The following is a 20810-nucleotide window of genomic DNA, read 5'->3' on the forward strand; positions in this document are numbered from 1 at the left end:
TTGCATGGATTTCTTTGCGCAACAGGCGCGCGTACGCAGCAGCAGCCGGCGGCTGGTGCTGCTGTTCGCACTGGCCGTGGCGGCGATCGTGGCGGCGATCGACGCGGCGGTGTGGCTTGCCTTTGGCCGCTATCCGGCCGACGGCGAGCCGGCGGCGTCGAACCTGCCGCTGCTGTTGGTCAGCAGCGCCGCGGTGGTCGTCGGGATCGGGTTGGGTTCGCTGTTCCGCAGCATGAGCCTGTCCGGCGGCGGCAAGGCCGTGGCCGGAAGCGTCGGCGCGGTGGCGGTGCCGCCGGACACCGGCGACCCGCAGCTGCGCCGGCTGCGCAACGTGATCGAGGAAGTCGCGATCGCCTCCGGCGTGCCGGTGCCGGACATCTACCTGATGGCCGACGAAGCAGGCATCAACGCGTTCGCCGCCGGCTACTCCGGCTCCGACGCGGCGGTGTGCGTGACCCGGGGCTGCCTGGACAAGCTCAGCCGCGACGAGTTGCAGGGCGTGCTCGCGCACGAGTTCAGCCACGTGTTGAACGGCGACATGCGGCTCAACATCCGCCTGATGGGCCTGCTGTTCGGCATCCTGGTGCTGGCGGTGGCGGGGCGCAGGCTGCTGCAGTTCGGCGGCCGCGGCAGTCGTCGCGGCGGCAGCCAGGTGCTGCTGATCGGTGTGGCGCTGATGGTGGTCGGCTACATCGGCTATTTCTTCGCGCGCTTGATCCAGGCCGCGGTGGCGCGTTCGCGCGAAGCGTTGGCGGATGCCTCGGCGGTGCAGTTCACCCGCCAGACCGACGGTCTCGCCGGCGCGCTGAAGAAGATCGCGATCGACGTCGAGGGCTCCGCCTTGCAGGTGGCGAACCGGCAGGAGGTGGCGCACATGCTGTTCGGCGAAGCCGGGCGGTTCAACGCGTTGTTCGCCACTCATCCGCCCCTGCTCGAGCGCATCCGCGCATTGGAGCCTGGCTTCAACGAGGCTGACCTGACCCGCATGGCGGCAGGAATGCCGCGCGAAGCGGCGTCGCCACCGCCTGTGCGGGCGAACGCCGCGGCCGCCGCCTCCGGCATGCCGGGCTTGCCGTTGCCACCGATACCGACGGGCGTGCTGGCCGGCGGCGTTGCCGCGGCTGCGCCAGCGTTCCAGCGTGCCGCGGCCGTGCAGCAGGCGATACCGCCGAGCCTGAGCGTAGCCGTGCAGCAGCCCGAGTCCGCACTGACGGTGATGCTGGCGCTGGCGCTGTCATTGGAGGCAGAGCTGCAGCCGGCGCAGCGCCGGATCGTCGCCGATGCCTTTGGCGACGACGTGCAGCGCGCCGTGCAGGCGCAGGCTTCCACCCTGGCCGCATTGACGCCGGTTGCGCGTCTGCCGCTGGTCTCGCTGGCGTTTCCTGCACTCAGGCAACTGCCTGACGGACGCCAGCAGACTTTGCTGCACGCGCTCGACGACCTGGTCAAGGTGGACGGCCGGGTCGACATCAACGAGTACTGCCTGGCGCGGCTGCTGCGCATTCAGCTGAGCGAGGCGCGCGCGCCGCGCCGCGCGCCGGTCGATGGCGTGAAAAAGCTCCCGGCTGTGCGCGACAGCGTGGTCCTGGTGTGCACCATCGTCGCCGCGGCCGGTTGCTCGGACGAGGCCGGCGCAAGGCGCGCATGGCTGTTCGCGATGCAGCAGGCGTTCCCCGGCGAGGCCATCGAGTGGACGCCGCCGCCGGCGGCCTGGCAGGCGCCGTTCGAGCGCGCGCTGGACGATCTGGACGGCCTGAGCCCGATGGCCAAGGAACGGGTGATCCAGGCCTTGCTGCGCGCGATCCGCGCCGACGGCCAGGTCAGCGTGGAGGAGGTGGAACTGCTGCGGGTGATCTGCGCCAGCCTGCATTCCCCGCTGCCTTTGTAGGAGCGCGCCTTGTCCACAAGGGACTTCCTTCGGTCGCGCGCGATGCTCTTGGTCACGTGACGGAAAGCATCGCGCACAGAGCCTGCCCCGGACTCGATCCGGGGGTGCGCTCCTACAGGGTTCGTCCTTCGTCGAGGATCAACGCGCTCGCGCGTTCGGCGATCATGATCGTGGGTGCGTTGGTGTTGCCGGTCGGCAGGCTCGGCATGATCGAGGCATCCACCACGCGCAAGCCGGTCACGCCGCGCACGCGCAGCTCGCTGTCGACAACCGCGCGCCCGTCGCGGCCCATGCGGCAGGTGCCGACCGGGTGGTAGATGGTTTCCGCCTTGCGCCGGATGAAGTCGGCGTACTCGGCATCGCTGGTGATGCGCCGCTCGGGGAACACCGGCGCGCCGCGGTACGGCGCGAACGCGGCCTGGTCGAGGATCTCGCGCGACAGCCGTGCGGCCTCGATCATCAGCTTCAGGTCGTGGCCTTCCGGATCGCTCAGGTAACCGGCGTGGATCGCGATCGGTTGCGCCGGGTCGGCCGAGTGCAGGCGCAGCCGGCCGCGGCTGCGCGGATGCAGGTAGCAGGCGTGCAGGGTGTAGCCGTAGCCGGGCAGGCGATGGCGGCCGTGGTCGTCGAGCAGCGCGGGCACGAAATGGAACTGCAGGTCGCAGCGCGCGTCCGCGGCGTGGCGGCTGCGCACGAAGCCGCCGGCTTCGGCCACGTTGGAGCTGCCCGGTCCGTCGCGGTGGCGCAGCCAGCGCCAGCCGGCAGCCAGCTCGTTGAGGTGGTCGTAGCTGACCCGGTTCGGGTTGCCGTCGAGCGTGCAGACGTCCAGGTGATCCTGCAGGTTGGCGCCGACCTCGGGCAGGTCGGCGAGCACGGCGATGCCGTGCTTGCGCAGGTGGTCGGCCGGGCCGATGCCGGACAACATCAGCAGCTGCGGCGAATTGATCGCGCCGCCGGCGAGGATCACCTCGCCCGCCTCGATCCGCTCGGCGCCGTGCTGGCCGCGGCGCAGCTGCACGCCGATCGCGCGGCCGTGCTCGAGCAGTACGCGCTCGACCAGCGCGTGCGTGCGCACGTGCAGGTTTGCGCGCCGGCGCGCCGGCTTCAGGAAGGCGGTGGCGCTGGAGCAGCGGGCGCCGTCGCGCTGGGTCACCTGGTACAGCCCGAAGCCGGCTTGCGGTTCGCCGTTGAAGTCGTCGTTGCGCGCGAACCCGGCGCTCGCGGCCGCGTCGAGCAACGCTTCCGACAGCACGTTGTGGTGGCGCAGATCGGCGACGCCCAGTGGGCCGCCGACGCCGTGCAGCGCGCTGGGGCCGCGGCTGTTGTCCTCGCTGCGCAGGAACCACGGCAGTACCTCGCGCCACGACCAGCGCGGGTCGCCGCTGGCCTCGGCCCAGCCGTCGTAGTCGGCCGCCACGCCGCGCACGTAGCACATCGCATTGATCGAGCTGGAACCGCCGAGCGTCCTGCCGCGCGGCCACCACAGGCGGCGCTGGCCGAGCGTCGGCTCCGGTTCGGTGCGGTAGTTCCAGTTGAGTGCGCGGTTGGTGGCCAGCCGCGCGATGCCGGCGGGCAGGTGGATCAGCGGGTTCCAGTCGGCGGGGCCGGCTTCCAGCAGCAGCACGCGCTTGCCCGGGTCGGTACTTAGCCGGTTGGCCAGCACGCAGCCGGCCGAGCCGGCGCCGACGATGATGTAGTCGAAGTTTTTCAAGACGTCCCCGCTTGGCTGGCTCGATGTGGCCGCGTGCTAGGCTTGCCGCGCCCCACGCCGGATGCCCCCGTGAGTTTGCCCCGTTCATCGCCAGTGGAACAAGCCGCTGCGCCGGCGCTGTCCGCGCTGGCGTTCTTCTTCGTGATGACCTCGTACTACATCATCCGGCCGGTCCGGGACCAGCTGAGCGGGGCGGTCGGTTCGCAGTCGCTGCCGCTGTTCTACGGCGCGGTGTTCGTGGTGATGCTGCTGCTGACGCCGCTGTTCGGCATGCTGGTGGCGCGTTTCCGGCGCCGGCCGCTGCTGGCCTGGAGCTACGGCTTCTTCATCGTCTGTCTGCTCGCGTTCGTGCCCGCATTCATGGCGCAGGAGCGCATCGGCGCGCGCGAGCTGGGTGTGCTGTTCTTCGTCTGGGTCAGCGTGTTCAACCTGTTCGTGGTGTCGCTGTTCTGGAGCTTCATGGCGGACATCTTCTCCAGCGGGCAGGCGCGGCGAGTGTTCTCGCTGATTGCGCTCGGCGGCATGGGCGGGGCGTTGTTCGGGCCGCTGGTGACCAAGCTGCTGGTGCGGACGATCGGGGTGGCGCCGCTGCTGCTGGTCTCGGCGCTGGCATTGTCGCTGTCGCTGGCCTTGTTGCTGCGGCTTTCGACGAACCATGAACGCCAACCGGGCGGTCATGGTGATGAGGCCATCGGCGGTTCGTTGTGGGCCGGCATCAGGGAGCTGTGGTCGCGTCCGTTCCTGCGCTACATGGCCCTGCTGATGCTGTTCGGCGACGGCATCGGCACGCTGGCCTATGCGCTGGTGGCCGATTATGCCAAGGCGCACTTTGCCGACGCAGTGTCGCGCACGGCGTTCTACAACGACCTCGACCTGGCCACCAACCTGCTCGGTGCGGTGTTGCAATTGAGCGTGACGCCGTGGCTGCTGGTGCGTTGCGGCGCGGGCTGGGGATTGGTCGTCCCATCGCTGGTGAATCTGGCCTTGCTGGCCGGGGTGGCGCTGATCGGTGGCGGGAGTTTCGCGTTCTTCAGCTACAGCGTGCCGCTGCTGGCCGTGATGCAGGTGATCACGCGCGGCTTCGCCTACGGCATGACCAAGCCGGCGGTGGACGCGCTGTACACGCGGGTGCCGCGCGAGACGCGTTACAAGGGCAAGAACTTCGTGGAGACCGCGGTGTGGCGCTTCGGCGACCTGGTGGTGACCAGCGCGGTGAGCGGCCTGCGCCTGCTGGGCTGGGGCGTGGCCGGCCTGGCCCTGGCCGGTACCGGCGTCGCCGCGCTGGCGACCGTGGTGGCGCGGCGTGCCGGCTGGTCGCCGGATCTGACGCCGGACGACCGTGCGCCAGCGGACAAGGATACGCAAGCACCGGTTTGAGCCGATGCTTTCCCGAATCCCGAATCCCGAATCCCGAATCTCAGCTCGTGATGTAACGCTGCAGGTGCTCGATCTGCTCGGCCTGCGCGTCGATCACCGCCTTGACCAGATCGCCGATCGAGATCACCCCGACCACCTTGCCGCCCTGCACCACCGGCAGGTGGCGGATGCGGCTGTCGGTGCACAGGCGCATGCAGTCGAACACGTCGGTGTCCGGACTCACGGTCAGCGGGGTGCCGCTCATGATGTCGGACACGGCGGTCCGCGACGAGGAGCGGCCCTGCAGGATCACCTTGCGCGCGTAGTCGCGTTCGGACATCACGCCGACCAGCTGCTCGCCGCGCATCACCAGCAGCGCGCCGATCCGATGCTCGGCCATGTGCTTGATCGCATCGAGTACCGGCGCTTCCGGCGCGATGCTGTAGACCGCGTTGCCCTTGCCCTGCAGCAGATGCTTGACCTGGCTCATGCTGGACTCTCCCATCGGCCCGGACGGGCCGCCCGCAATGAGTCTAGCGCCGCGGCCGGGCTGGCGTGTAGCGAAGTTGTGAAGCCCTGCCGGGTTCAGCGCGGCGTGCGTGGCGGGCGTCGTTCCTCGATGAAATACAGCGGCCGCTGCTTGCTCTCGGCGTAGTTGCGGCCGAGGTATTCGCCGATCACGCCGAGCGCCAGCAACTGCACCCCGCCGAGGAACAGGACCACCAGGATCAGGGTGGGGTAGCCGCGCACCGGGTCGCCGTAGAGCAGGGCCTTGAGCAGCACGAAGGCGCCGTAGGCGAAGGACACCCCGGCCGCGGCCAGCCCGACCCAGGTGGCCAGCCGCAGCGGCGCGGTGGAGAACGAGGTGATTCCCTCGATCGCCAGCTGGCCCAGCCGCCAGTAGTTCCACTTGGTGGTGCCGGCCTGGCGCGGTTCGCGCTGGTAGTGCACGGCGGTCTGCCGGTAGCCGATCCAGCTGAACAGGCCTTTCATGAAGCGCTGCCGTTCGCGCAACTGCTGCAGCGCGTCCAGCGCCCGGCGCGAGAGCAGGCGGAAGTCGCCGGTGTCGCGCGGGATCGCGGTGTCGGACAGGCGCTCCATGCTGCGGTAGAACGCCGCCGCGGTGAGGCGCTTGAAACCGCTCTCGCCCTCGCGCGCGCTGCGCGTGGCGTAGACCACGTCGTAGCCGGCCTGCCATTGCTCGACCAGGGCGGGAATCAGTTCGGGCGGGTCCTGCAGGTCGGCATCGATCACCACCGCGGCATCGGCGCGCACGGCGTCGAGTCCGGCGGTCAGCGCCGCCTCCTTGCCGAAGTTACGCGACAGCTTCAGCGCACCGGTGCGCGGATCGGCGGCGACCAGCGACTCGATGATCGACCAGGTGTCGTCGTGGCTGCCGTCGTCGACGTAGAGCACGTCACACGCCAGCGGCAGGCCGTCCAGCACCTTGCACAGGCGCTCGTGGAACGACCGCAGCACGGCCGATTCGTTGTAGGCGGGAACGACGACGGTGAGCTGCGGCATGGGTGGAACCTGCGGAAGTCGGCGTCATGCTAACCAACTGGCTGCGGCGAGGCGAGCCGCGCTCAATGCGGCGGACGCAGCGGCGCGCGGCCCTCGACATAGCCGGGGCCGCCGAGCCGGACCATCTGCTGCTGGATCCAGCCGGCGCGGCGCTGCAGGTAGGCGCTGGGGCGGTCGGCGTGCAGCCGACGTGGGCTCGGCAGCACCGCGGCGAGGCGGGCGGCCTGGGCCGGGCCGAGCTGGGCCGGCGCAACGTGGAAGTACGCCTCGCTGGCCGCGCCCACGCCGTAGACGCCGTCGCCCAGCTCGGCGATGTTCATGTACACCTCGAGGATGCGCTGCTTCGGCCAGCTCAGTTCGATCAGCACGGTGAAGTATGCCTCCAGCCCCTTGCGCACGAAGCTGCGGCCGTTCCACAGGAACAGGTTCTTGGCGGTCTGCTGGCTGATCGTGCTGGCTCCGCGCAGGCGCCTGCCGTCATCGGCCGCGTCGAGCGCGTCCTGGATGGAATGGAGGTCGAAGCCGTGGTGGTAGGGGAATTTCTGGTCCTCGCCGGCCACCATCGCCAGCGGCACCCAGCCCGATACCTGGCTCCACGGAACCCAATGCTGGCGCAGCTGGAAACCCTTCTCGCCGTGGATCCACGCGCCGAGCTGGCGCTCCAGCATCACCGCCGATGTCCACGGCGGCACGAAGCGCAGCACCAGCACCACCAGCCAGCTCAGCGCCAGCCATGCCAGCAGCGCGATCGCCAGCATGCGCAGCAGACGTACCAGCGGGGCGCGGCGGAACGGAAAAGGCATGGCGGTACGCGCGGAAGGAGGCAGGCAGTATAAGGGCCAGCCTCCGGGACGTTGTCCGGGCGCCGCGGCGCCCCCATCTGTGGCGCTTGACCCGAAGAGACCCTTGCCGTGGACGAACTGCCTGTGGACGACGTGTTGCACCGCTTCCTGCTGGAACGCGCCGGGGTGCGCGGCACGCTGGTGCGACTGGGGCCGGCCTGGCGCGAGGTGGCCGCTCGCGCCGATTACCCGCCGGCGTTGCACGCGCTGCTGGGCGAGGCGCTGGCGGCCAGCGCGCTGCTGACCGGCAACATCAAGCTGGACGGCGCGCTGTCGATCGAGCTGAAGAGCGCTGCCGCGTTGCGCCTGCTGTTCGCCGAGTGCAGCGACCACGGCCGCCTGCGCGGGCTGGCGCGCTGGAACGCGCCGCTGCCCGCGCCGCTGGCGCTGGATGCGCTGGCCGACGCGGTGATGGCGATTACCATCGGCAACGTCGATCGCGGCCAGCGCTACCAGGGCCTGGTCGACCTGCGGCACGCCGGGTTGGCGGAGTCACTGGAGGGCTACTTCGTGCAGTCCGAGCAGTTGCCGGCGCGGATCCTGCTGGCCGCCGACGGCGAGCACGCGGTTGGCCTGATGCTGCAGAAGATGCCGGGCGAGGGCGGCCACGATGCCGTGCAGGACGACGATGCGTGGAACCGCGTGGTGCACCTGACCGCCACCCTGGGCGCGGCGGAACTGCTGACCAGCGCGCCGGAACAGCTGCTGTACCGGCTCTACCACGAGGAATCGGTGCGCCTGTTCGAGCCGCGCCCGCTGGCATTCGGCTGCAGCTGCAGCCGCGAGCGGGTGAGCGCGATGTTGCGTTCGCTCGGTCGCGACGAGGTGGAGGCGGCGCTGGCCGCGCGCGACGGCGAGATCGAGGTGATCTGCGAGTTCTGTGCGCAGCACTACCACTTCGACCGCATCGATGCCGAGCACCTGCTCAGCATGGCGGCGGCACCCGGCGCGCCGGGGACGGCGCAGTAGGAAAGCCCCGCACCGGAGACCTTCGTGCCGGCCGGGTGCGGCGGCGCGCTCAGCCCTGCAGCGGCGGCCTGCCCGCGCCGAGCCAGGTGCTGGCGGGTTGCGGTTCGGCGAACAGGAAGCCCTGACCGTAGCGGCAGCCCACCCGCAGCAGCGCCTGCCGCTGCGATTCTTCCTCGATGCCTTCGGCGATCACCTTCATCCCCAGCGAATCGGCTAGCACCTGGATCGCGCGCACCAGCGCCAGGCCCTGCGTTTCGGTGTCGTCCGGCGGCAGTTCGGTGATGAACGAGCGGTCGATCTTCAGCGTCTCGAACGGGTACTGGTGCAGGTAGCTGAGCGAGGAATAGCCGGTGCCGAAATCGTCCAGCGCGATGCCGACGCCGTGGCTGCGCAGGTTCTGCAGCATCTGCTTGACCTGGGTCGGGTTCTCCAGCAGCGCGTGCTCGGTGACCTCGATGCGGATGCAGCGCGTGGGCACGGCGTACTGCTCGAACAGCGCAAGCAGCCGCCGGTCGAGGTCGGCCGAGCGGAAATGCCGGCCGGATACGTTGATGCTGATGAAGCCATCGGTGCCGATCAGCCGCACCGCCTGGGTGCACACCTGCTCGAAGATCTGCCAGTCGATCGCCTCGGCGCAGCCGCATTCCTCGGCGATCAGCACGAAGTCGTGCGGCGGCAGCAGGCCGCGCTCGGGATGGTGCCAGCGCAGCAGCGCCTCGTAGCCGGTGACGTGGCCGTCGGCCAGTTCCACGATCGGCTGGTAGAACGGCTCGAACTCGTTGCGGCTGAGCGCATGGCGCAGGTCGCTCTCCATGTCCAGCAGCGACAGCGCCTCACGGCGCAGGCGGTCGTCGAACATCGCCGCGCGATGGCGGCCGCCGTCCTTCGCGTTGTACATCGCCGCGTCGGCGTCGCGCAGCAGTTCCTCCGGCTGGCGGTAATGCGGGCGGGCCAGCGCGATGCCGATCGAGGCGGAGGTGAAGATCTCCTTGGTGCCGAGCCGGAACGGCGTCTGCAGCTCGCTGATGATGCGTTCGGCGATCAGCGTCGCCTTGCCGGTTTCGACGATGCCTTCCAGCAGCACCGCGAACTCGTCGCCGCCGAGCCGCGCGACCACGTCACGGGTCTTCAGGCAGGCGCGGATGCGGCCGCCGACCTGGAACAGCAGGTCGTCACCGACCAGGTGGCCGACCGAGTCGTTGATGACCTTGAAGCGGTCCAGGTCGATGAACAGCACGGCAAACTGTTCGTCGGGGTTGTCGGCGTAGCGCTGCATGGCCTGTTCCAGCCGTTGCAGCAGCAGGGTTCGGTTCGGCAGGCCGGTCAGCGAGTCGTGCAGGGTCTCGTACTTCAGCCGGCGCTCGACGCGTTCGCGTTCGGCGATCTGTTCGCGCAGGTCGCGGTTGGCCAGCGCCAGCGCGCGGGTGCGCCCGGTGACGCGGCGTTCCAGCCCGGCATAGGCGTGCTTCAGCGACGCGGCCGCCTGCTTGCGCTGCAGCGCGTTGGCGATGTGGTAGCTGACGAAGGTCAGCAGTTCCTGGTCGCGCTCGCTGTAGGTGTGTTCGGGCGAGTAGCTTTGCAGCGCCAGCACGCCCATCGCCTTGCCGCCCCAGATCAGCGGCACGCCGAGCCAGCACACCGAGCGCGCGCCGGTGTGGGTGATCTCGCCGAGTGCGACCAGCTGGGCCAGTTCGGTCGGCGTGGCCAGCAGCGGTTTGGCGTGGCGCAGCACATATTCGCTGGCGCCACGGCCGTGCGCGCGCGGTGGGCGCACGCTGTCCATGTCGTCCACCGAATAGGGAAAGGTGAGATGGCCGCTTTCCTCGTCGATCAGCGCGATGTAGAAGTTGCGCGCGTACAGCAAGCCGCTGATCACCTGGTGCATGGCCGCGTAGAACTTGTCCGGGCTGTCCGAGGTGTTGGCCAGCTCGGCGATGCGGAACAGCGCCGCCTGCAGGCGCTCGCCGCGCTGGCGTTGCAGCACCTGCTGGCGCAGTACGCGGTTCGCCTCGCGCAGTGCGGCGGTGCGGTCGGTCACCCGGCGACCGAGTTCGAGGTGCGCCTCGCGCCGCTCCAGTGCGGTCTGCATGTGCTGGGCCACATAGTTCAGCAGTTCCAGGTCGTGCCGCGAGTAATGCGTATCGGCGCGGTAGCTCTGCATCACGATGCCGCCGACGACGCGGCCGGCGCGCAGCAACGGCGCGCCGAGCCAGTGTTCGCAGCTGGGGCCGAGCGGCACGAGGCGGTTGCCGAACTGCTGGCGCAGCTCGTCGATCGAACCCATCAGCGGCCGGCCCTCCTGCAGCAGGTTCCAGGTCAGGCTGTGCAGCATGTCGTGCAGCGGCACGCTCTGGTCCGGCGGTGGCGGACCGGTGTCCTTGATGTCGACGTAGTAGGGGAAACGCACCGTCTCGGTGGCTTCGTCGTAGAGCACGATGTAGAAGTTTTCCGCGTACATCAGGCTGCTGACGATGGCGTGCAGCGAGCGCATCATCTCGGACATGTCGTGCTCGGCGCCGGCCTGCTCGGCGATCGCATACAGCGCGCGCTGCAGCCGCTCGGCCTGCGCCAGCCGCGAGATGGCCTCGTACAGGCGGCTGGTCTCGGCCAGTTGATGCAGGCGGATGTCGGCCAGGCGGCCCAGCCAGTCCAGACGGTCGCGCAGGAGCTCGGGCAGCGGCAGGTCGGCCCATTCCAGCACCAGGCTGCGCGGGCCTTGCGGATCCTCGGCAAGGAGCAGTTGCCCGGCCAGGTGACCGGGCTGCTCGTCCATGCGCCGCCAGCGCAGGCGGCCGTGGATGCCGAGGTTGTCCAGCATGAGCTCGCAGACTTCCATGACGCCGGCGGCGTCGGGAGCCTCGAACAATCGTTCGACCGCCGCATGCAGGGCCGCAAGATCCTTGGCCACCGGCGGTGGCTGGGATGAACGGATCGTCGGTGTGGCACTCATGGGGCTGCGACTGGTTCCAGTGCGATCTGGCGGGGTTGGCGCGTCTTTATATCGTGTAAGTCCGCCCCCTCGCCAGTTTCATGCGGGGGGCGGGAACCCGCGGCGGGCCAAGGGGTCATAGCTGCGCCGGGTGCCGCCATTTGTGCGTTGGCGCGGATTTCCGGGGTGTTAGCAAAACGTAAAGCGGGGTATACTGCGCAGCAAGTATCCTCCATCGAGCGAGTCTTCGGTCCGTCCTCATGCGCCGCCTGTCCATCCTGCTGCTGATCCTCTCGCTGCCGCTTGCGGCGGCCGGGCAGTCCGTGGGCGGCGACAGCAGCCTGGCGCAGCGCCTGCTGGCGCAGCCGCCGGAGCAGACGGCCGAGGTCGAGCCGGGCGTCGTGGTGCCGTTGTGGCGCGGCGCCGATGGCCGGCTGCTGGCGATCAAGGCGGATCGCAGCACCGGTGCCGAAGCTCTGCGCAAGCATGCGCCGCTGGCGTTGCGGGTGGTGGATGCCTCCACGGTGATGACCACCGGCGTGGAATACGGGCTGGGGCCGCGGCTGCAGGCGCACGCGGAGGTCAGCGAGCAGGCGTGGACGAACCCGGGCCTGCGCGTGTTGGACAGCGAAGTGGGTGCCACCTATGACGCCGGCAGCTACAGCGTGGGTGTCAGCATCGGCAGCACCACCACACCGAACAGGAACGTGTTGCCGCGCGTGCTGCCGGGTGCCGCGCCGGGCGTAGATGGCCTGCCCAGCTTCGAGAGCAGTACCCAGCTCAACGCGCATGGGCGGCTGGCCCTGGGCAGCAGGAGCGGCATCGACCTCGGCGCCAGCGTGGGCCGCATCCATCTGCTGCCGGGCAACCTGCTCGGCGTCGACACGCTGGATCAGAAGGCGCTGAGCTTTGGCGTCGACCATGGCCCGCTGAGCGGCGTGGTGACCGGCCGCACGATGCAGCCGCAGGCGGGCATCCCCGGTGGCCTGAACGCCGACCGCCGCTGGAACAGCATCGACCTGGGCGTGACCTGGCGCCTGCCGTGGCGCGGCTCGCTGAGCGTCGGCGCGCAGAACCTGTGGTCGTCCGGCACGTCGGCCAATACGCCGGTCGGCCCGGAACCGGACCAGTCGCGCACCCCGTACGTGCAATACCACCAGGATCTCTGACCGGTCTTCTTCCGCCGGTCCCATGAGGAAAAACGCCGTCGCCATGCGACGGCGTTTTTCGTTCGCGCGTGCGTTCAGTCCCGCTTGCGCACGCGCAGGTCGCCGCTGAACGTCTCTACATTGATCTTGCCGGCACCGTCGCCGAGGCGGACATCCAGCGAGCTGCCGGGGCCGTGCCCGGCTTCCTTCGGCGTGCCGAAATCGCTGCGCAGGTTGCCGCTGAAGCTGCTGGCATGCAGGCTGGCCGAGGTGGCCGCAGGCAGCTGGAGCTGCACGTCGCCACTCATACTGTCGATGCCGAGGCTGCCGCCGGCGGTCACGCCGCCGGTGAGCTGCACGTCGCCGGACACGGTGCTGAGAGTGAGCTTCCGCCATGGTCCGCCGCTGGCCTGGATGCGACCGGAAATGGTCTGCAGTTCGACCTCGGGACCCAGCGCGGGCGCGAGAATCTCGCCGCTGACGGTCTGCAGTTCCGCCTGGTCGGCATGCCCGGCCTGCTCGATGCCGCCGCTGATGCTGTGCGCCTTCAGCGAGGGTGTGCGTGCATTGATCCGCGCCTTGCCGCTGACCGTGTTGACCTGGATGCTGCCGCCGTCCATGCCGTCGATGAGCAGCGGCGCGCTGACCACGTTGACGTCGAGCGAGGCGGCCTTGGGCACGTGCAGTTCCAGCGTGGTCGGCGCCATCCTGCTGTCGCCGCCCCGGTTGAACCAGCCGGAGCCGCCTTGCGGTTCCACCCTGATCTCCAGGCTGCTGTTGTTGCCGGTGATCGCCAGTGGCTTGGCGCCGTCGCCGAGCCGGCCGTTGACCTGCACTTCGTTGCGGTCCCAGGCGGTCACGCTGACCGTGCCGGCGACGTTGCCGACGCCGATGCGGACGGTCGGGGTGGCGTCGTGGCGCAGCTGGATCGGCGAGTCGGCGAGCGCCTGGCCGATGCACAGGCACAGCAGCAGGGGAAGATAGCGGACGGGTTTCATGGTCGTTCCTGGTGGTCTCAGAGCTTGTGAAGAAAACCACTTCCTGTGGTTTTCTTCAGTCGCGAGTCCGGTACATGCCCGGACTCGCTCACATGAAACAGTCACTTGCGTGGCTGTTTCATGTCCGGCCATCGGGCAACCGCTCCTGCGTTGCCTCAACTCGGGCATCGGGCAACTGCTCCTGCGTTGCCTCAACTCAGGCATCCATGCCCTCGCCATGCCCTCGCCGTGGCCGGTCTGAGAGGTTGAAAAATCACAACCGCTCAGCCGGCGTGGTTGGCCAGGTGGCGCAGTTGCGTCTGTTGCTGTTCGATGCGGCCGAGCAGGCGCTGCAGCGCCGGCGAATCCGGGGCCTGCTGCAAAGCCAGCTGCAGTTCCATGTGGGCCGCGTCCAGTTCGATCGCGGCGCCGGCGAGGCGCGGGTCGGAAGGTTTCCAGTGGGTGCTGGCCTGCAGGCGGCCTGTCGCCGGCGCGGCCGTCGGGTTCTGCCATACGCGCCAGCCGATGCCGGCGGCGAGCAGCAGCGAGGCGGCGAGCCCGGCGGCGGCGAGCATCCGGCGCCGGCGCGGCGCCGGATGAGGCTCGCACGGGTGCGGCGCCGCGGGTGCCTGCATGCGCTCGGCGTCTTCCAGCATGGCGTCGATCGCGGACCAGAGGTCGCGCCGTGGTGCCAGCGGCTGGCGCAGGTCGCGCAGCTGGCGGCGCCATTCAAATTCGTTCATGAGCTTTCTCCCAGGATCTTGCGCAGCAGGCCGCGTGCGCGGTGCAGTTGCGCTTTCGAGGTGCCGCTGGCCATGCCCAGCTCGCCGCCGATGTCCTCGTGCCGCCAGCCCTCGATGTCGTGCAGCACCAGCACCGCGCGGGCGCGCGGCGGCAGCCTGGCGATGGCGCGCTCCAGCTCCTCGCGCTCGGCGGCGCAGAACGGGGTCTGGCCGGTGTCCGGCAGATGCTCGTCGTCGAGCATGCTGACCGGGTCGGCGCCGCGCGCGCGGATGTCCATCAGCGCCACGTTCACCGCGAGCCGGTACAGCCAGGTGCCGAACGCGCTCTCGTGACGGAAGCCGGGCAGCTTCTGCCAGGCGCGGATGAACGCGTCCTGGGTGAGGTCCTCGGCGCGGGCATGGTCGTAGCCGGCGAGCCGACATACCGCGCCGTGCACGCGGCCCACATGCAGCCGGTACAGTCGCTGGAACGCCTGGCGGTCGCCGGCGGCCGCCGCGCGCACGTCATCGCTGTCGTTGGCTCCCGCTGAGGCAGGCGACATGGAGCTTCCAGGGGCGGGACAGGCGGCGATCATCTTGCCAGCTTGGATGCGCCGTGGCACGAAAGGGTTTGCACGGCGGCCCGGCGGCGGGTACCGCACACAGGTCGCGACGACCTGCGCGGTCCGGTTGCCTCAGGAGGCGGCAGCCTCGCGCCGGGCCGGGCCGACATCGCTTTGCAGCGCCTGCGCCACGCGTTGCTGCTCCCGTCGCAGGCGTTCGGGCAAGCGCGGGGCGAAGCTGGCGAGATAGTCGCCGATGGCGGACAACTCGGCCTGCCAGCCGGCGCTGTCCACGTCGAGCAGTTCGTCGAGCCGGCGGCGGTCGAGCTTGAGCCCGTCGAGCTGGAGTTCACCCTCGCCGGGCAGGATGCCGATCGGCGTCTCGACGCCGCCCACGCGGCCCTCAACGCGGTCGATCATCCATTCCAGCACGCGCAGGTTGTCGCCGAAGCCCGACCACAGGAACTTGCCGTCGGCGCCCTTGCGGAACCAGTTGACGTGGAAGATCTTCGGCAGCTTCGCGCCCGGCTTGTCGAATGACAGCCAGTGCGCGAAGTAGTCGCCGTAGTGGTAGCCGCAGAACGGTTTCATCGCCATCGAGTCGCGGCGCAGCACGCCGACCGCGCCGGTGGCGGCGGCGGTGGTTTCCGAGCCCATCGCCGCGCCCATCAGCACGCCATGGGTCCAGTCGCGCGCTTCCATCACCAGCGGCAGCAGCGAGGGTCGGCGGCCGCCGAACACGATGGCGCTGATCGGTACGCCCTGCGGCGCCTCGGCCTGCGCCGACCAGGTCGGGCACTGCTTCGCACTCACAGTGAAGCGCGAGTTAGGATGCGCAGCCGGGCCGTTGGCCGGGTCGTAGGGCCGCCCCTGCCAGTCGGTGACCGGCGTGCCGGGCAGGCCTTCCCACCACGGCTGGTGGTCGGCGGTGACGGCGACGTTAGTGAAGATGGTGTCGTGCGAGATGCTCTGCATGGCATTGTGGTTGGTGGCGTCGCTGGTGCCCGGCGCCACGCCGAAGAAGCCGGCCTCCGGGTTGATCGCGTACAGCCGTCCATCCGCGCCGGGGCGCATCCAGCAGATGTCGTCGCCGATCGTCCACACCTTCCAGCCCTCGTGCAGGTAGCCTTCGGGCGGGATCAGCATCGACAGGTTGGTCTTGCCGCAGGCGGAGGGGAAGGCGGCGGCGATGTAGTGCGTCTGGCCCTGCGGGTTCTCGATGCCCACGATCAGCATGTGCTCGGCCAGCCAGCCTTCCGTGCGGGCCTGGTTCGAGGCGATGCGCAGCGCGTGGCACTTCTTGCCCAGCAGCGCGTTGCCGCCGTAGCCGGAGCCGTAGGACTTGATCGAAAGCTCGGCCGGGAAGTGCATGATCCAGCGCTGCTCGGGATCGAGCTCGCCGACCGAATGCACGCCCTTCACGAACGAACCCTCGCGCTCGATGCGCGCCTGCGCGGCCGCGCCCATGCGGGTCATGATTTTCATGTTGGCGACCACGTATGGGCTGTCGGTGATCTCCACCCCGCAGCGCGCCAGCGGCGAGTCGACCGGGCCCATGCAGTACGGGATCACGTACAGGGTGCGGCCTTCCATGCAGCCGTCGAACAGCGCGTCGATCTTCGCATGCGCCTCGGCCGGGTCCATCCAGTGGTTGTTCGGGCCGGCGTCTTCCCGGTTCGGGTGGCAGACCAGGGTGAGGTGCTCGACGCGGGCCACGTCGGTGGGATGGGAACGGTGCAGATAACAGCCGGGATGGGTCTGCTGGTTCAGTTCGAGCAGGGTGCCGTCGGCCAGCATCTGCCGCACCAGGGTCTGGTATTCGGCCTCCGAACCGTCGCACCAGTGGATCCGGGCGGGGCGGGTCAGCGCCGCCACTTCGTCGACCCAACGATCAAGCGCTTCCAGCGTGCTGGCCATCGTGCCCTCTAAGGTCTTGTGGAAAAAAAGAGTTGAAACGCTAGTTTGCGCGCACTGGTATTGCAAGGTTGGGCGCAGCAAAACGGCGCCGGATGGCGCCGTTCGGGATGTTCCGCGGGAGCCGGCTCAGGCCGGGATCAGGGTCGCGATCATGTGTTCGACGTAGGCGTCGAACTCTTCGAGGTTGATCCGCGGCAGGCCCAGGGTGAAGTTCAGCTGCAGGAAGCCGACGTAGGCGGCGTAGGTCAGCCGCGCGCGGTTGAGCGCCTCGGCGGGCGGCAGGCCGGCTTCGCGGTAGGCGGTGGTGAGGAACTCCATGCGCCGCTGCGACACGCGGGCCATCACCGGCACCACCTGCGGGTGGTCCAGCGCCTTCAGCAGCGCGGCGTAGACGCGGTGCGGCTGCAGCTCGTGGGCGACGCGGCGGAACAGCTCGGGCAGGCGCTGACGCGGATCGGCGATCTGCTCGATCTGGCCCAGCACCTCGCGCTCGCCGTACTGCTCCCAGCGCTCCAGCGCGGCATGCAGCAGCGCCTCGCGGGTGCGGAAGTGCCAGTAGAAGCTGCCCTTGGTCACGCCCAGCCGGCGTGCCAGCGCTTCCACCGCGAGTGCGCCGACGCCTTGTTCGGCGATCAGCTGCAGCGCGGCAAGTTCCCAATCCTCGGCCGACAGCCGGGTACGTTCTGGCTTGCTGCTGACATTCATTTGCGTATGGTAACGGCAGGCCGCGCATTTTTGTAATGCGGCATGCCGGTCGGCGCACACGTCCGGGCGTACCCGGCCCGTGGCGGCAGCGTTGGACGCATGGTTGACGCCGCTTGCCGGGGCAATCCATACTCATCCGTATGGTAAGCAATATCCCCGCATCCCCGGCGATCAGCCGCTTCCCCACCGCCGACCTTCGTCTGGCGGTGGAAACGCGTGGGCCGGTGGGCGGTCCGGCCCTGCTGTTCGCGCACGGCTTCGGCCAGACCCGTGGCGCCTGGAACAGTACCGCCGCGGCGCTGGCGCAGGCGGGCTGCCGTTGCGTCAGCTTCGACGCGCGCGGGCATGGCGAGAGCGAGCGGATGGCGGGCGGCGCCGATTCCCGCACCGGCTATCACATGGACCAGTTTGCCGATGACCTGCGGCGGCTGGCCGTGGCGCAGCCGCAGCCGCCGATCCTGGTGGGCGCCTCGATGGGCGGCCTGCTCGGCATCGTGCTGGCCGGCGAGGTGCGGCCGTCGCCGTTCCGTGCGCTGGTGCTGGTGGACATCACGCCGCGCTGGGAAACCGCCGGGGTGGAACGCATCCTTGCCTTCATGCAGGCGCATCCGCACGGCTTCGCGAATTATGCCGAGGCCGCCGAGCAGATCGCCGCCTACCTGCCGCAGCGGCGCGAGCGCAAGAGCGAACAGCAACTGCGGCCATTGCTGCGTGAGGGTGCCGATGGCCGCTTGCGCTGGCACTGGGACCCGGCGCTGCTGGCCGGCGACCTGGTGCAGGAGAGCGAGCGCTACCAGCCGCGCCTGCAGGCCGCCGCGACGAAGATCGAGGTGCCCGTGCTGTTGTTGTCCGGCGCGCGCAGCGACGTGGTGTCGCGCGCCACCGTCGACGAATTCCTGCAGCTGGTGCCGCATGCGCAGCACGTGGAGTTGCCGCACGCCACCCATATGGTGGCCGGCGACGCGAATGACGCTTTTACCCGCGAGGTGGTCCGCTTCGCGCAGAACCTTGCCCTTGACCAACCGGCCGGCGCGTCGCCGGCTCCGTTCGATCGCCATGAGGTGTTGAGATGTCCGTGATACTGACCCTGCTGGCGGCGCTCATTGCCACCGGCGTCTGTGCCTACCACCGCAGCAGCCTGCGCAACTGGGCGATCGCCACGCTCGCCGCCACGCTGGTGGTCGGCCTGGTCGTGCATGCGCCGTGGACCACCACGATCCTGCTGATCGTCGAGTTGGCGATCGCGCTGCCGCTGTTGCTGGTGGACTTCCGCCGCAGGCAGATCAGCCTGCCGCTGCTGAAGCTGTTCGCCAAGGTCACCCCGCAGCTGTCCGAGACCGAGCAGACCGCGCTGGAGGCCGGCACGGTCGGTTTCGAGGGCGAGCTGTTCTCCGGCAAGCCGGACTGGCACGAGCTGCTGAAGCAGCCGAAGCCCGAGCTCTCCGTGGAGGAGCAGGCCTTCATGGACGGCCCGGTGGAAGAGCTGTGCGGGATGATCGACGACTGGCAGATCACCCACGAGCTGGCCGACCTGCCGCCGAATGTGTGGGCGTTCATCAAGAAGAACCGTTTCTTCGGCATGATCATTCCGAAGCGGTACGGCGGCCTCGAGTTCTCCGCACTGGCGCATTCGGCGGTGCTGCAGAAGCTGTCCACCATCTCGGCCACGGTGTCCTCCACGGTGGCCGTGCCGAACTCGCTGGGCCCGGCCGAACTGCTGCTGCACTACGGCTCGGAAGAGCAGAAGAACCACTACCTGCCGCGCCTGGCGGTGGGCGAGGAGATTCCCTGCTTCGCGCTGACCGGCCCTTACGCCGGTTCCGACGCCACCTCGATCCCCGACGTGGGCATCGTCTGCAGGCAGGTGGTCGATGGCGTGGAGACGCTCGGCATCAAGCTCACCTTCGACAAGCGCTACATCACGCTGGCGCCGATCGCCACGGTGGTCGGCCTGGCCTTCCGCATGTTCGACCCCGAGCACCTGCTGGGCGACAAGGAGGATCTCGGCATCACCCTGGCGCTGCTGCCGCGCTCGACGCCGGGGCTGGAGATCGGCCGCCGCCACTTCCCGCTGAACATCCCGTTCCAGAACGGGCCGGTGCGCGGCAACGACGTGTTCGCGCCGCTGTCGGTGCTGATCGGCGGCCCGCAGATGGCCGGCCACGGCTGGCGCATGCTGGTCGAGTGCCTGTCGGTGGGCCGCGCGATCTCGCTGCCGTCCAACGCCACCGGCGGCATGCGCGCCTCGGCGCTGGCCACCGGGGCCTATGCGCGCATGCGCAAGCAGTTCGGCCTGGCGGTGGCCCGCTTCGAGGGCGTGGAGGAGGCGCTGGCGCGCATCGGCGGCCTCACCTACGCCACCGCGGCGCTGTCGCGCGCCACCGCGGCGGCGGTCGATCGCGGCGAGAAGCCGGCGGTGCCGTCGGCGATCGCCAAGTACCACGCCACCGAGTGGGCACGGCAGATGGCCAAGGACACCATGGACGTGCACGGTGGCAAGGCGGTGCAATTGGGCCCGAAGAATTACGCCGGGCGCGGCTGGTCGGCGGTGCCGATCGCGATCACCGTGGAAGGCGCCAATATCATGACGCGCAGCCTGATGATCTTCGGCCAGGGCGCGATCCGCTGCCATCCGTACGTACTGAAGGAAATGCAGGCGCTGTCGATCGCCGACCGCGGCGAGCGGCTGAAGACGTTCGACCGGCTGCTGTTCGGCCACCTCGGTTTCGGCATCTCCAATGCGGTGCGCAGCTTCGCTATGGGCTTCTCCGGTGCGCGCCTGGGCGAAACCGCCGGCGACGCCTACACCCGCCGCTACTACCGCAAGCTCGACCGCTACTCGGCCGCGCTGGCGCTCACCGCCGACGTGTTCATGGGCGTGCTTGGCGGCAAGCTGAAGTTCAAGGAGAAGCTGTCGGCGCGCCTGGGCGACGTGCTGAGCTACCTGTACATCGCCAGCGCCATGCTCAAGCGCTACGAGGACACCGGCCGGCCGGAGGCGGACCGCCCGTTCCTGGCCTGGGGCTTCCACGAGTGCATGTGGCTGATCCAGAACGCGCTGGACGGCGCGATCCGCAACTTCCCGGTGCGTCCGGTGGCGTGGCTGCTGCGTGCGCTGGTATTCCCGCTGGGCCGGCGCGAGGTGCCGCCGTCCGATCGCCTCGGCCGCCGCGTCGCCGCGCTGCTCACCGCGCCGAATGACGCGCTCGACCGCCTCACCGACTGGGTCTACACCACGCCCACGGCGAACAACACGATCGGTCGCATGAAGGCGCTGCTGCCCGACGTGATCGCCGCCGAGCCGGTCGACCGCAAGTTCGGCAAGGCGCTGAAGGCGGGGCAGTTCAAGTCGCACGACTACCTCGGCCAGCTGGCCGAGGCGCAGCAGGCCGGGGTGATTTCGGAAGCCGAGGCGGACCTGCTCAAGCGCGTGCGCGAAGGCGTGTTCGAGTTCATCTCGGTGGACGACTTCGACACCGACGAGCTGCGCGCGTTCAAGACGCGGGCGGATGCCGCGTAAATCGACCGACCGACCGGCCCGCCTTGCGGGCCGGTTCTT

At 69.5% G+C, this 20810-nt stretch carries 16 protein-coding genes; 6 read left to right on the forward strand and 10 right to left on the reverse strand.

The genetic code is table 11. The features are described 5' to 3' along the window. The first annotated feature begins 4 nt into the window (after nucleotides 1-4). A complete protein-coding gene (locus AC3WTD_RS13635) occupies nucleotides 5-1888 on the forward strand; it encodes a M48 family metallopeptidase (RefSeq protein WP_492614087.1) in 1884 nt (627 codons plus the stop codon). A 112-nt stretch (nucleotides 1889-2000) separates the two neighbouring features. Here the strand turns inward: AC3WTD_RS13635 and AC3WTD_RS13640 are convergent, their stop codons facing one another. Next, entirely contained in the window at nucleotides 2001-3599 is a 1599-nt protein-coding gene (locus AC3WTD_RS13640) for a GMC family oxidoreductase (RefSeq protein WP_027492818.1), read from the reverse strand. 69 nt (nucleotides 3600-3668) lie between these two features. On the opposite strand from AC3WTD_RS13640, the gene AC3WTD_RS13645 reads away from it, so the two are divergent. After that, complete coding sequence (locus tag AC3WTD_RS13645; RefSeq protein WP_492614088.1) at nucleotides 3669-4976, forward strand: NTP/NDP exchange transporter; 1308 nt, start codon at nucleotides 3669-3671, stop codon at nucleotides 4974-4976. Nucleotides 4977-5016: 40 nt separating this feature from the next. Here the strand turns inward: AC3WTD_RS13645 and AC3WTD_RS13650 are convergent, their stop codons facing one another. From AC3WTD_RS13650 to mtgA, 3 genes are all read right to left on the reverse strand, one after another. Further along, on the reverse strand, nucleotides 5017-5445 hold the full coding sequence (locus AC3WTD_RS13650) for a CBS domain-containing protein (protein WP_027492820.1): 429 nt from the start codon (nucleotides 5443-5445) through the stop codon (nucleotides 5017-5019). A gap of 95 nt (nucleotides 5446-5540) precedes the next feature. Beyond that, a complete protein-coding gene (locus AC3WTD_RS13655) occupies nucleotides 5541-6479 on the reverse strand; it encodes a glycosyltransferase family 2 protein (RefSeq protein WP_492614089.1) in 939 nt (312 codons plus the stop codon). A 62-nt stretch (nucleotides 6480-6541) separates the two neighbouring features. Next, complete coding sequence (gene mtgA / locus AC3WTD_RS13660) at nucleotides 6542-7282, reverse strand: monofunctional biosynthetic peptidoglycan transglycosylase (RefSeq protein ID WP_492614090.1); 741 nt, start codon at nucleotides 7280-7282, stop codon at nucleotides 6542-6544. Nucleotides 7283-7390: 108 nt separating this feature from the next. On the opposite strand from mtgA, the gene hslO reads away from it, so the two are divergent. After that, nucleotides 7391-8290 carry an Hsp33 family molecular chaperone HslO gene (gene hslO, locus AC3WTD_RS13665; protein WP_492614091.1) on the forward strand — a complete coding sequence of 300 codons (900 nt, stop codon included), beginning with the start codon at nucleotides 7391-7393 and terminating at the stop codon, nucleotides 8288-8290. Nucleotides 8291-8339: 49 nt separating this feature from the next. On the opposite strand, the gene AC3WTD_RS13670 is transcribed toward hslO, so the two are convergent. Then, complete coding sequence (locus AC3WTD_RS13670; RefSeq protein ID WP_492614092.1) at nucleotides 8340-11240, reverse strand: bifunctional diguanylate cyclase/phosphodiesterase; 2901 nt, start codon at nucleotides 11238-11240, stop codon at nucleotides 8340-8342. Nucleotides 11241-11479: 239 nt separating this feature from the next. Between AC3WTD_RS13670 and AC3WTD_RS13675 the strand changes: the two genes are divergently transcribed. Next, the gene (locus tag AC3WTD_RS13675; RefSeq protein WP_369490795.1) at nucleotides 11480-12388 is read left to right on the forward strand and encodes a hypothetical protein; all 909 of its coding nucleotides are present in this window, start codon (nucleotides 11480-11482) and stop codon (nucleotides 12386-12388) included. Between the two features lie 74 nt (nucleotides 12389-12462). Here the strand turns inward: AC3WTD_RS13675 and AC3WTD_RS13680 are convergent, their stop codons facing one another. From AC3WTD_RS13680 to AC3WTD_RS13700, 5 genes are all read right to left on the reverse strand, one after another. Beyond that, entirely contained in the window at nucleotides 12463-13365 is a 903-nt protein-coding gene (locus tag AC3WTD_RS13680; protein WP_492614093.1) for a DUF4097 family beta strand repeat-containing protein, read from the reverse strand. A 263-nt stretch (nucleotides 13366-13628) separates the two neighbouring features. After that, complete coding sequence (locus tag AC3WTD_RS13685; RefSeq protein WP_492614094.1) at nucleotides 13629-14087, reverse strand: hypothetical protein; 459 nt, start codon at nucleotides 14085-14087, stop codon at nucleotides 13629-13631. Beyond that, nucleotides 14084-14629, reverse strand: coding sequence for an RNA polymerase sigma factor (locus tag AC3WTD_RS13690; protein WP_369490789.1), 546 nt, complete (start codon nucleotides 14627-14629; stop codon nucleotides 14084-14086). The genes AC3WTD_RS13685 and AC3WTD_RS13690 overlap by 4 nt, the downstream gene beginning before the upstream one ends. Nucleotides 14630-14761: 132 nt before the next feature. Continuing rightward, complete coding sequence (locus AC3WTD_RS13695) at nucleotides 14762-16627, reverse strand: phosphoenolpyruvate carboxykinase (GTP) (protein WP_492614095.1); 1866 nt, start codon at nucleotides 16625-16627, stop codon at nucleotides 14762-14764. 45 nt (nucleotides 16628-16672) lie between these two features. Further along, nucleotides 16673-17251, reverse strand: coding sequence for a TetR/AcrR family transcriptional regulator (locus tag AC3WTD_RS13700; RefSeq protein WP_369490787.1), 579 nt, complete (start codon nucleotides 17249-17251; stop codon nucleotides 16673-16675). Nucleotides 17252-17391: 140 nt separating this feature from the next. Here AC3WTD_RS13700 and AC3WTD_RS13705 point away from each other — a divergent pair, with 140 nt between their 5' ends. Continuing rightward, on the forward strand, nucleotides 17392-18330 hold the full coding sequence (locus tag AC3WTD_RS13705) for an alpha/beta fold hydrolase (RefSeq protein WP_492614096.1): 939 nt from the start codon (nucleotides 17392-17394) through the stop codon (nucleotides 18328-18330). Beyond that, entirely contained in the window at nucleotides 18321-20771 is a 2451-nt protein-coding gene (locus tag AC3WTD_RS13710; RefSeq protein ID WP_492614097.1) for an acyl-CoA dehydrogenase, read from the forward strand. The genes AC3WTD_RS13705 and AC3WTD_RS13710 overlap by 10 nt, the downstream gene beginning before the upstream one ends. Nucleotides 20772-20810 lie beyond the last annotated feature (39 nt).

The organism is Rhodanobacter sp. FW106-PBR-R2A-1-15, assembly GCF_058789735.1.

Excerpts from the sequence above, each read along its gene's own strand:
- AC3WTD_RS13710 (WP_492614097.1), top strand. The coding sequence starts at position 18,321 with ATGTCCGTGATACTGACCCTGCTGGCGGCGCTCATTGCCACCGGCGTC.
- AC3WTD_RS13680 (WP_492614093.1), bottom strand. The coding sequence starts at position 13,365 with ATGAAACCCGTCCGCTATCTTCCCCTGCTGCTGTGCCTGTGCATCGGC.
- AC3WTD_RS13655 (WP_492614089.1), bottom strand. The coding sequence starts at position 6,479 with ATGCCGCAGCTCACCGTCGTCGTTCCCGCCTACAACGAATCGGCCGTG.
- AC3WTD_RS13705 (WP_492614096.1), top strand. The coding sequence starts at position 17,392 with ATGGTAAGCAATATCCCCGCATCCCCGGCGATCAGCCGCTTCCCCACC.
- AC3WTD_RS13700 (WP_369490787.1), bottom strand. The coding sequence starts at position 17,251 with ATGAATGTCAGCAGCAAGCCAGAACGTACCCGGCTGTCGGCCGAGGAT.
- AC3WTD_RS13690 (WP_369490789.1), bottom strand. The coding sequence starts at position 14,629 with ATGTCGCCTGCCTCAGCGGGAGCCAACGACAGCGATGACGTGCGCGCG.
- AC3WTD_RS13670 (WP_492614092.1), bottom strand. The coding sequence starts at position 11,240 with ATGAGTGCCACACCGACGATCCGTTCATCCCAGCCACCGCCGGTGGCC.
- AC3WTD_RS13675 (WP_369490795.1), top strand. The coding sequence starts at position 11,480 with ATGCGCCGCCTGTCCATCCTGCTGCTGATCCTCTCGCTGCCGCTTGCG.
- mtgA (WP_492614090.1), bottom strand. The coding sequence starts at position 7,282 with ATGCCTTTTCCGTTCCGCCGCGCCCCGCTGGTACGTCTGCTGCGCATG.
- AC3WTD_RS13685 (WP_492614094.1), bottom strand. The coding sequence starts at position 14,087 with ATGAACGAATTTGAATGGCGCCGCCAGCTGCGCGACCTGCGCCAGCCG.
- AC3WTD_RS13635 (WP_492614087.1), top strand. The coding sequence starts at position 5 with ATGGATTTCTTTGCGCAACAGGCGCGCGTACGCAGCAGCAGCCGGCGG.
- AC3WTD_RS13650 (WP_027492820.1), bottom strand. The coding sequence starts at position 5,445 with ATGAGCCAGGTCAAGCATCTGCTGCAGGGCAAGGGCAACGCGGTCTAC.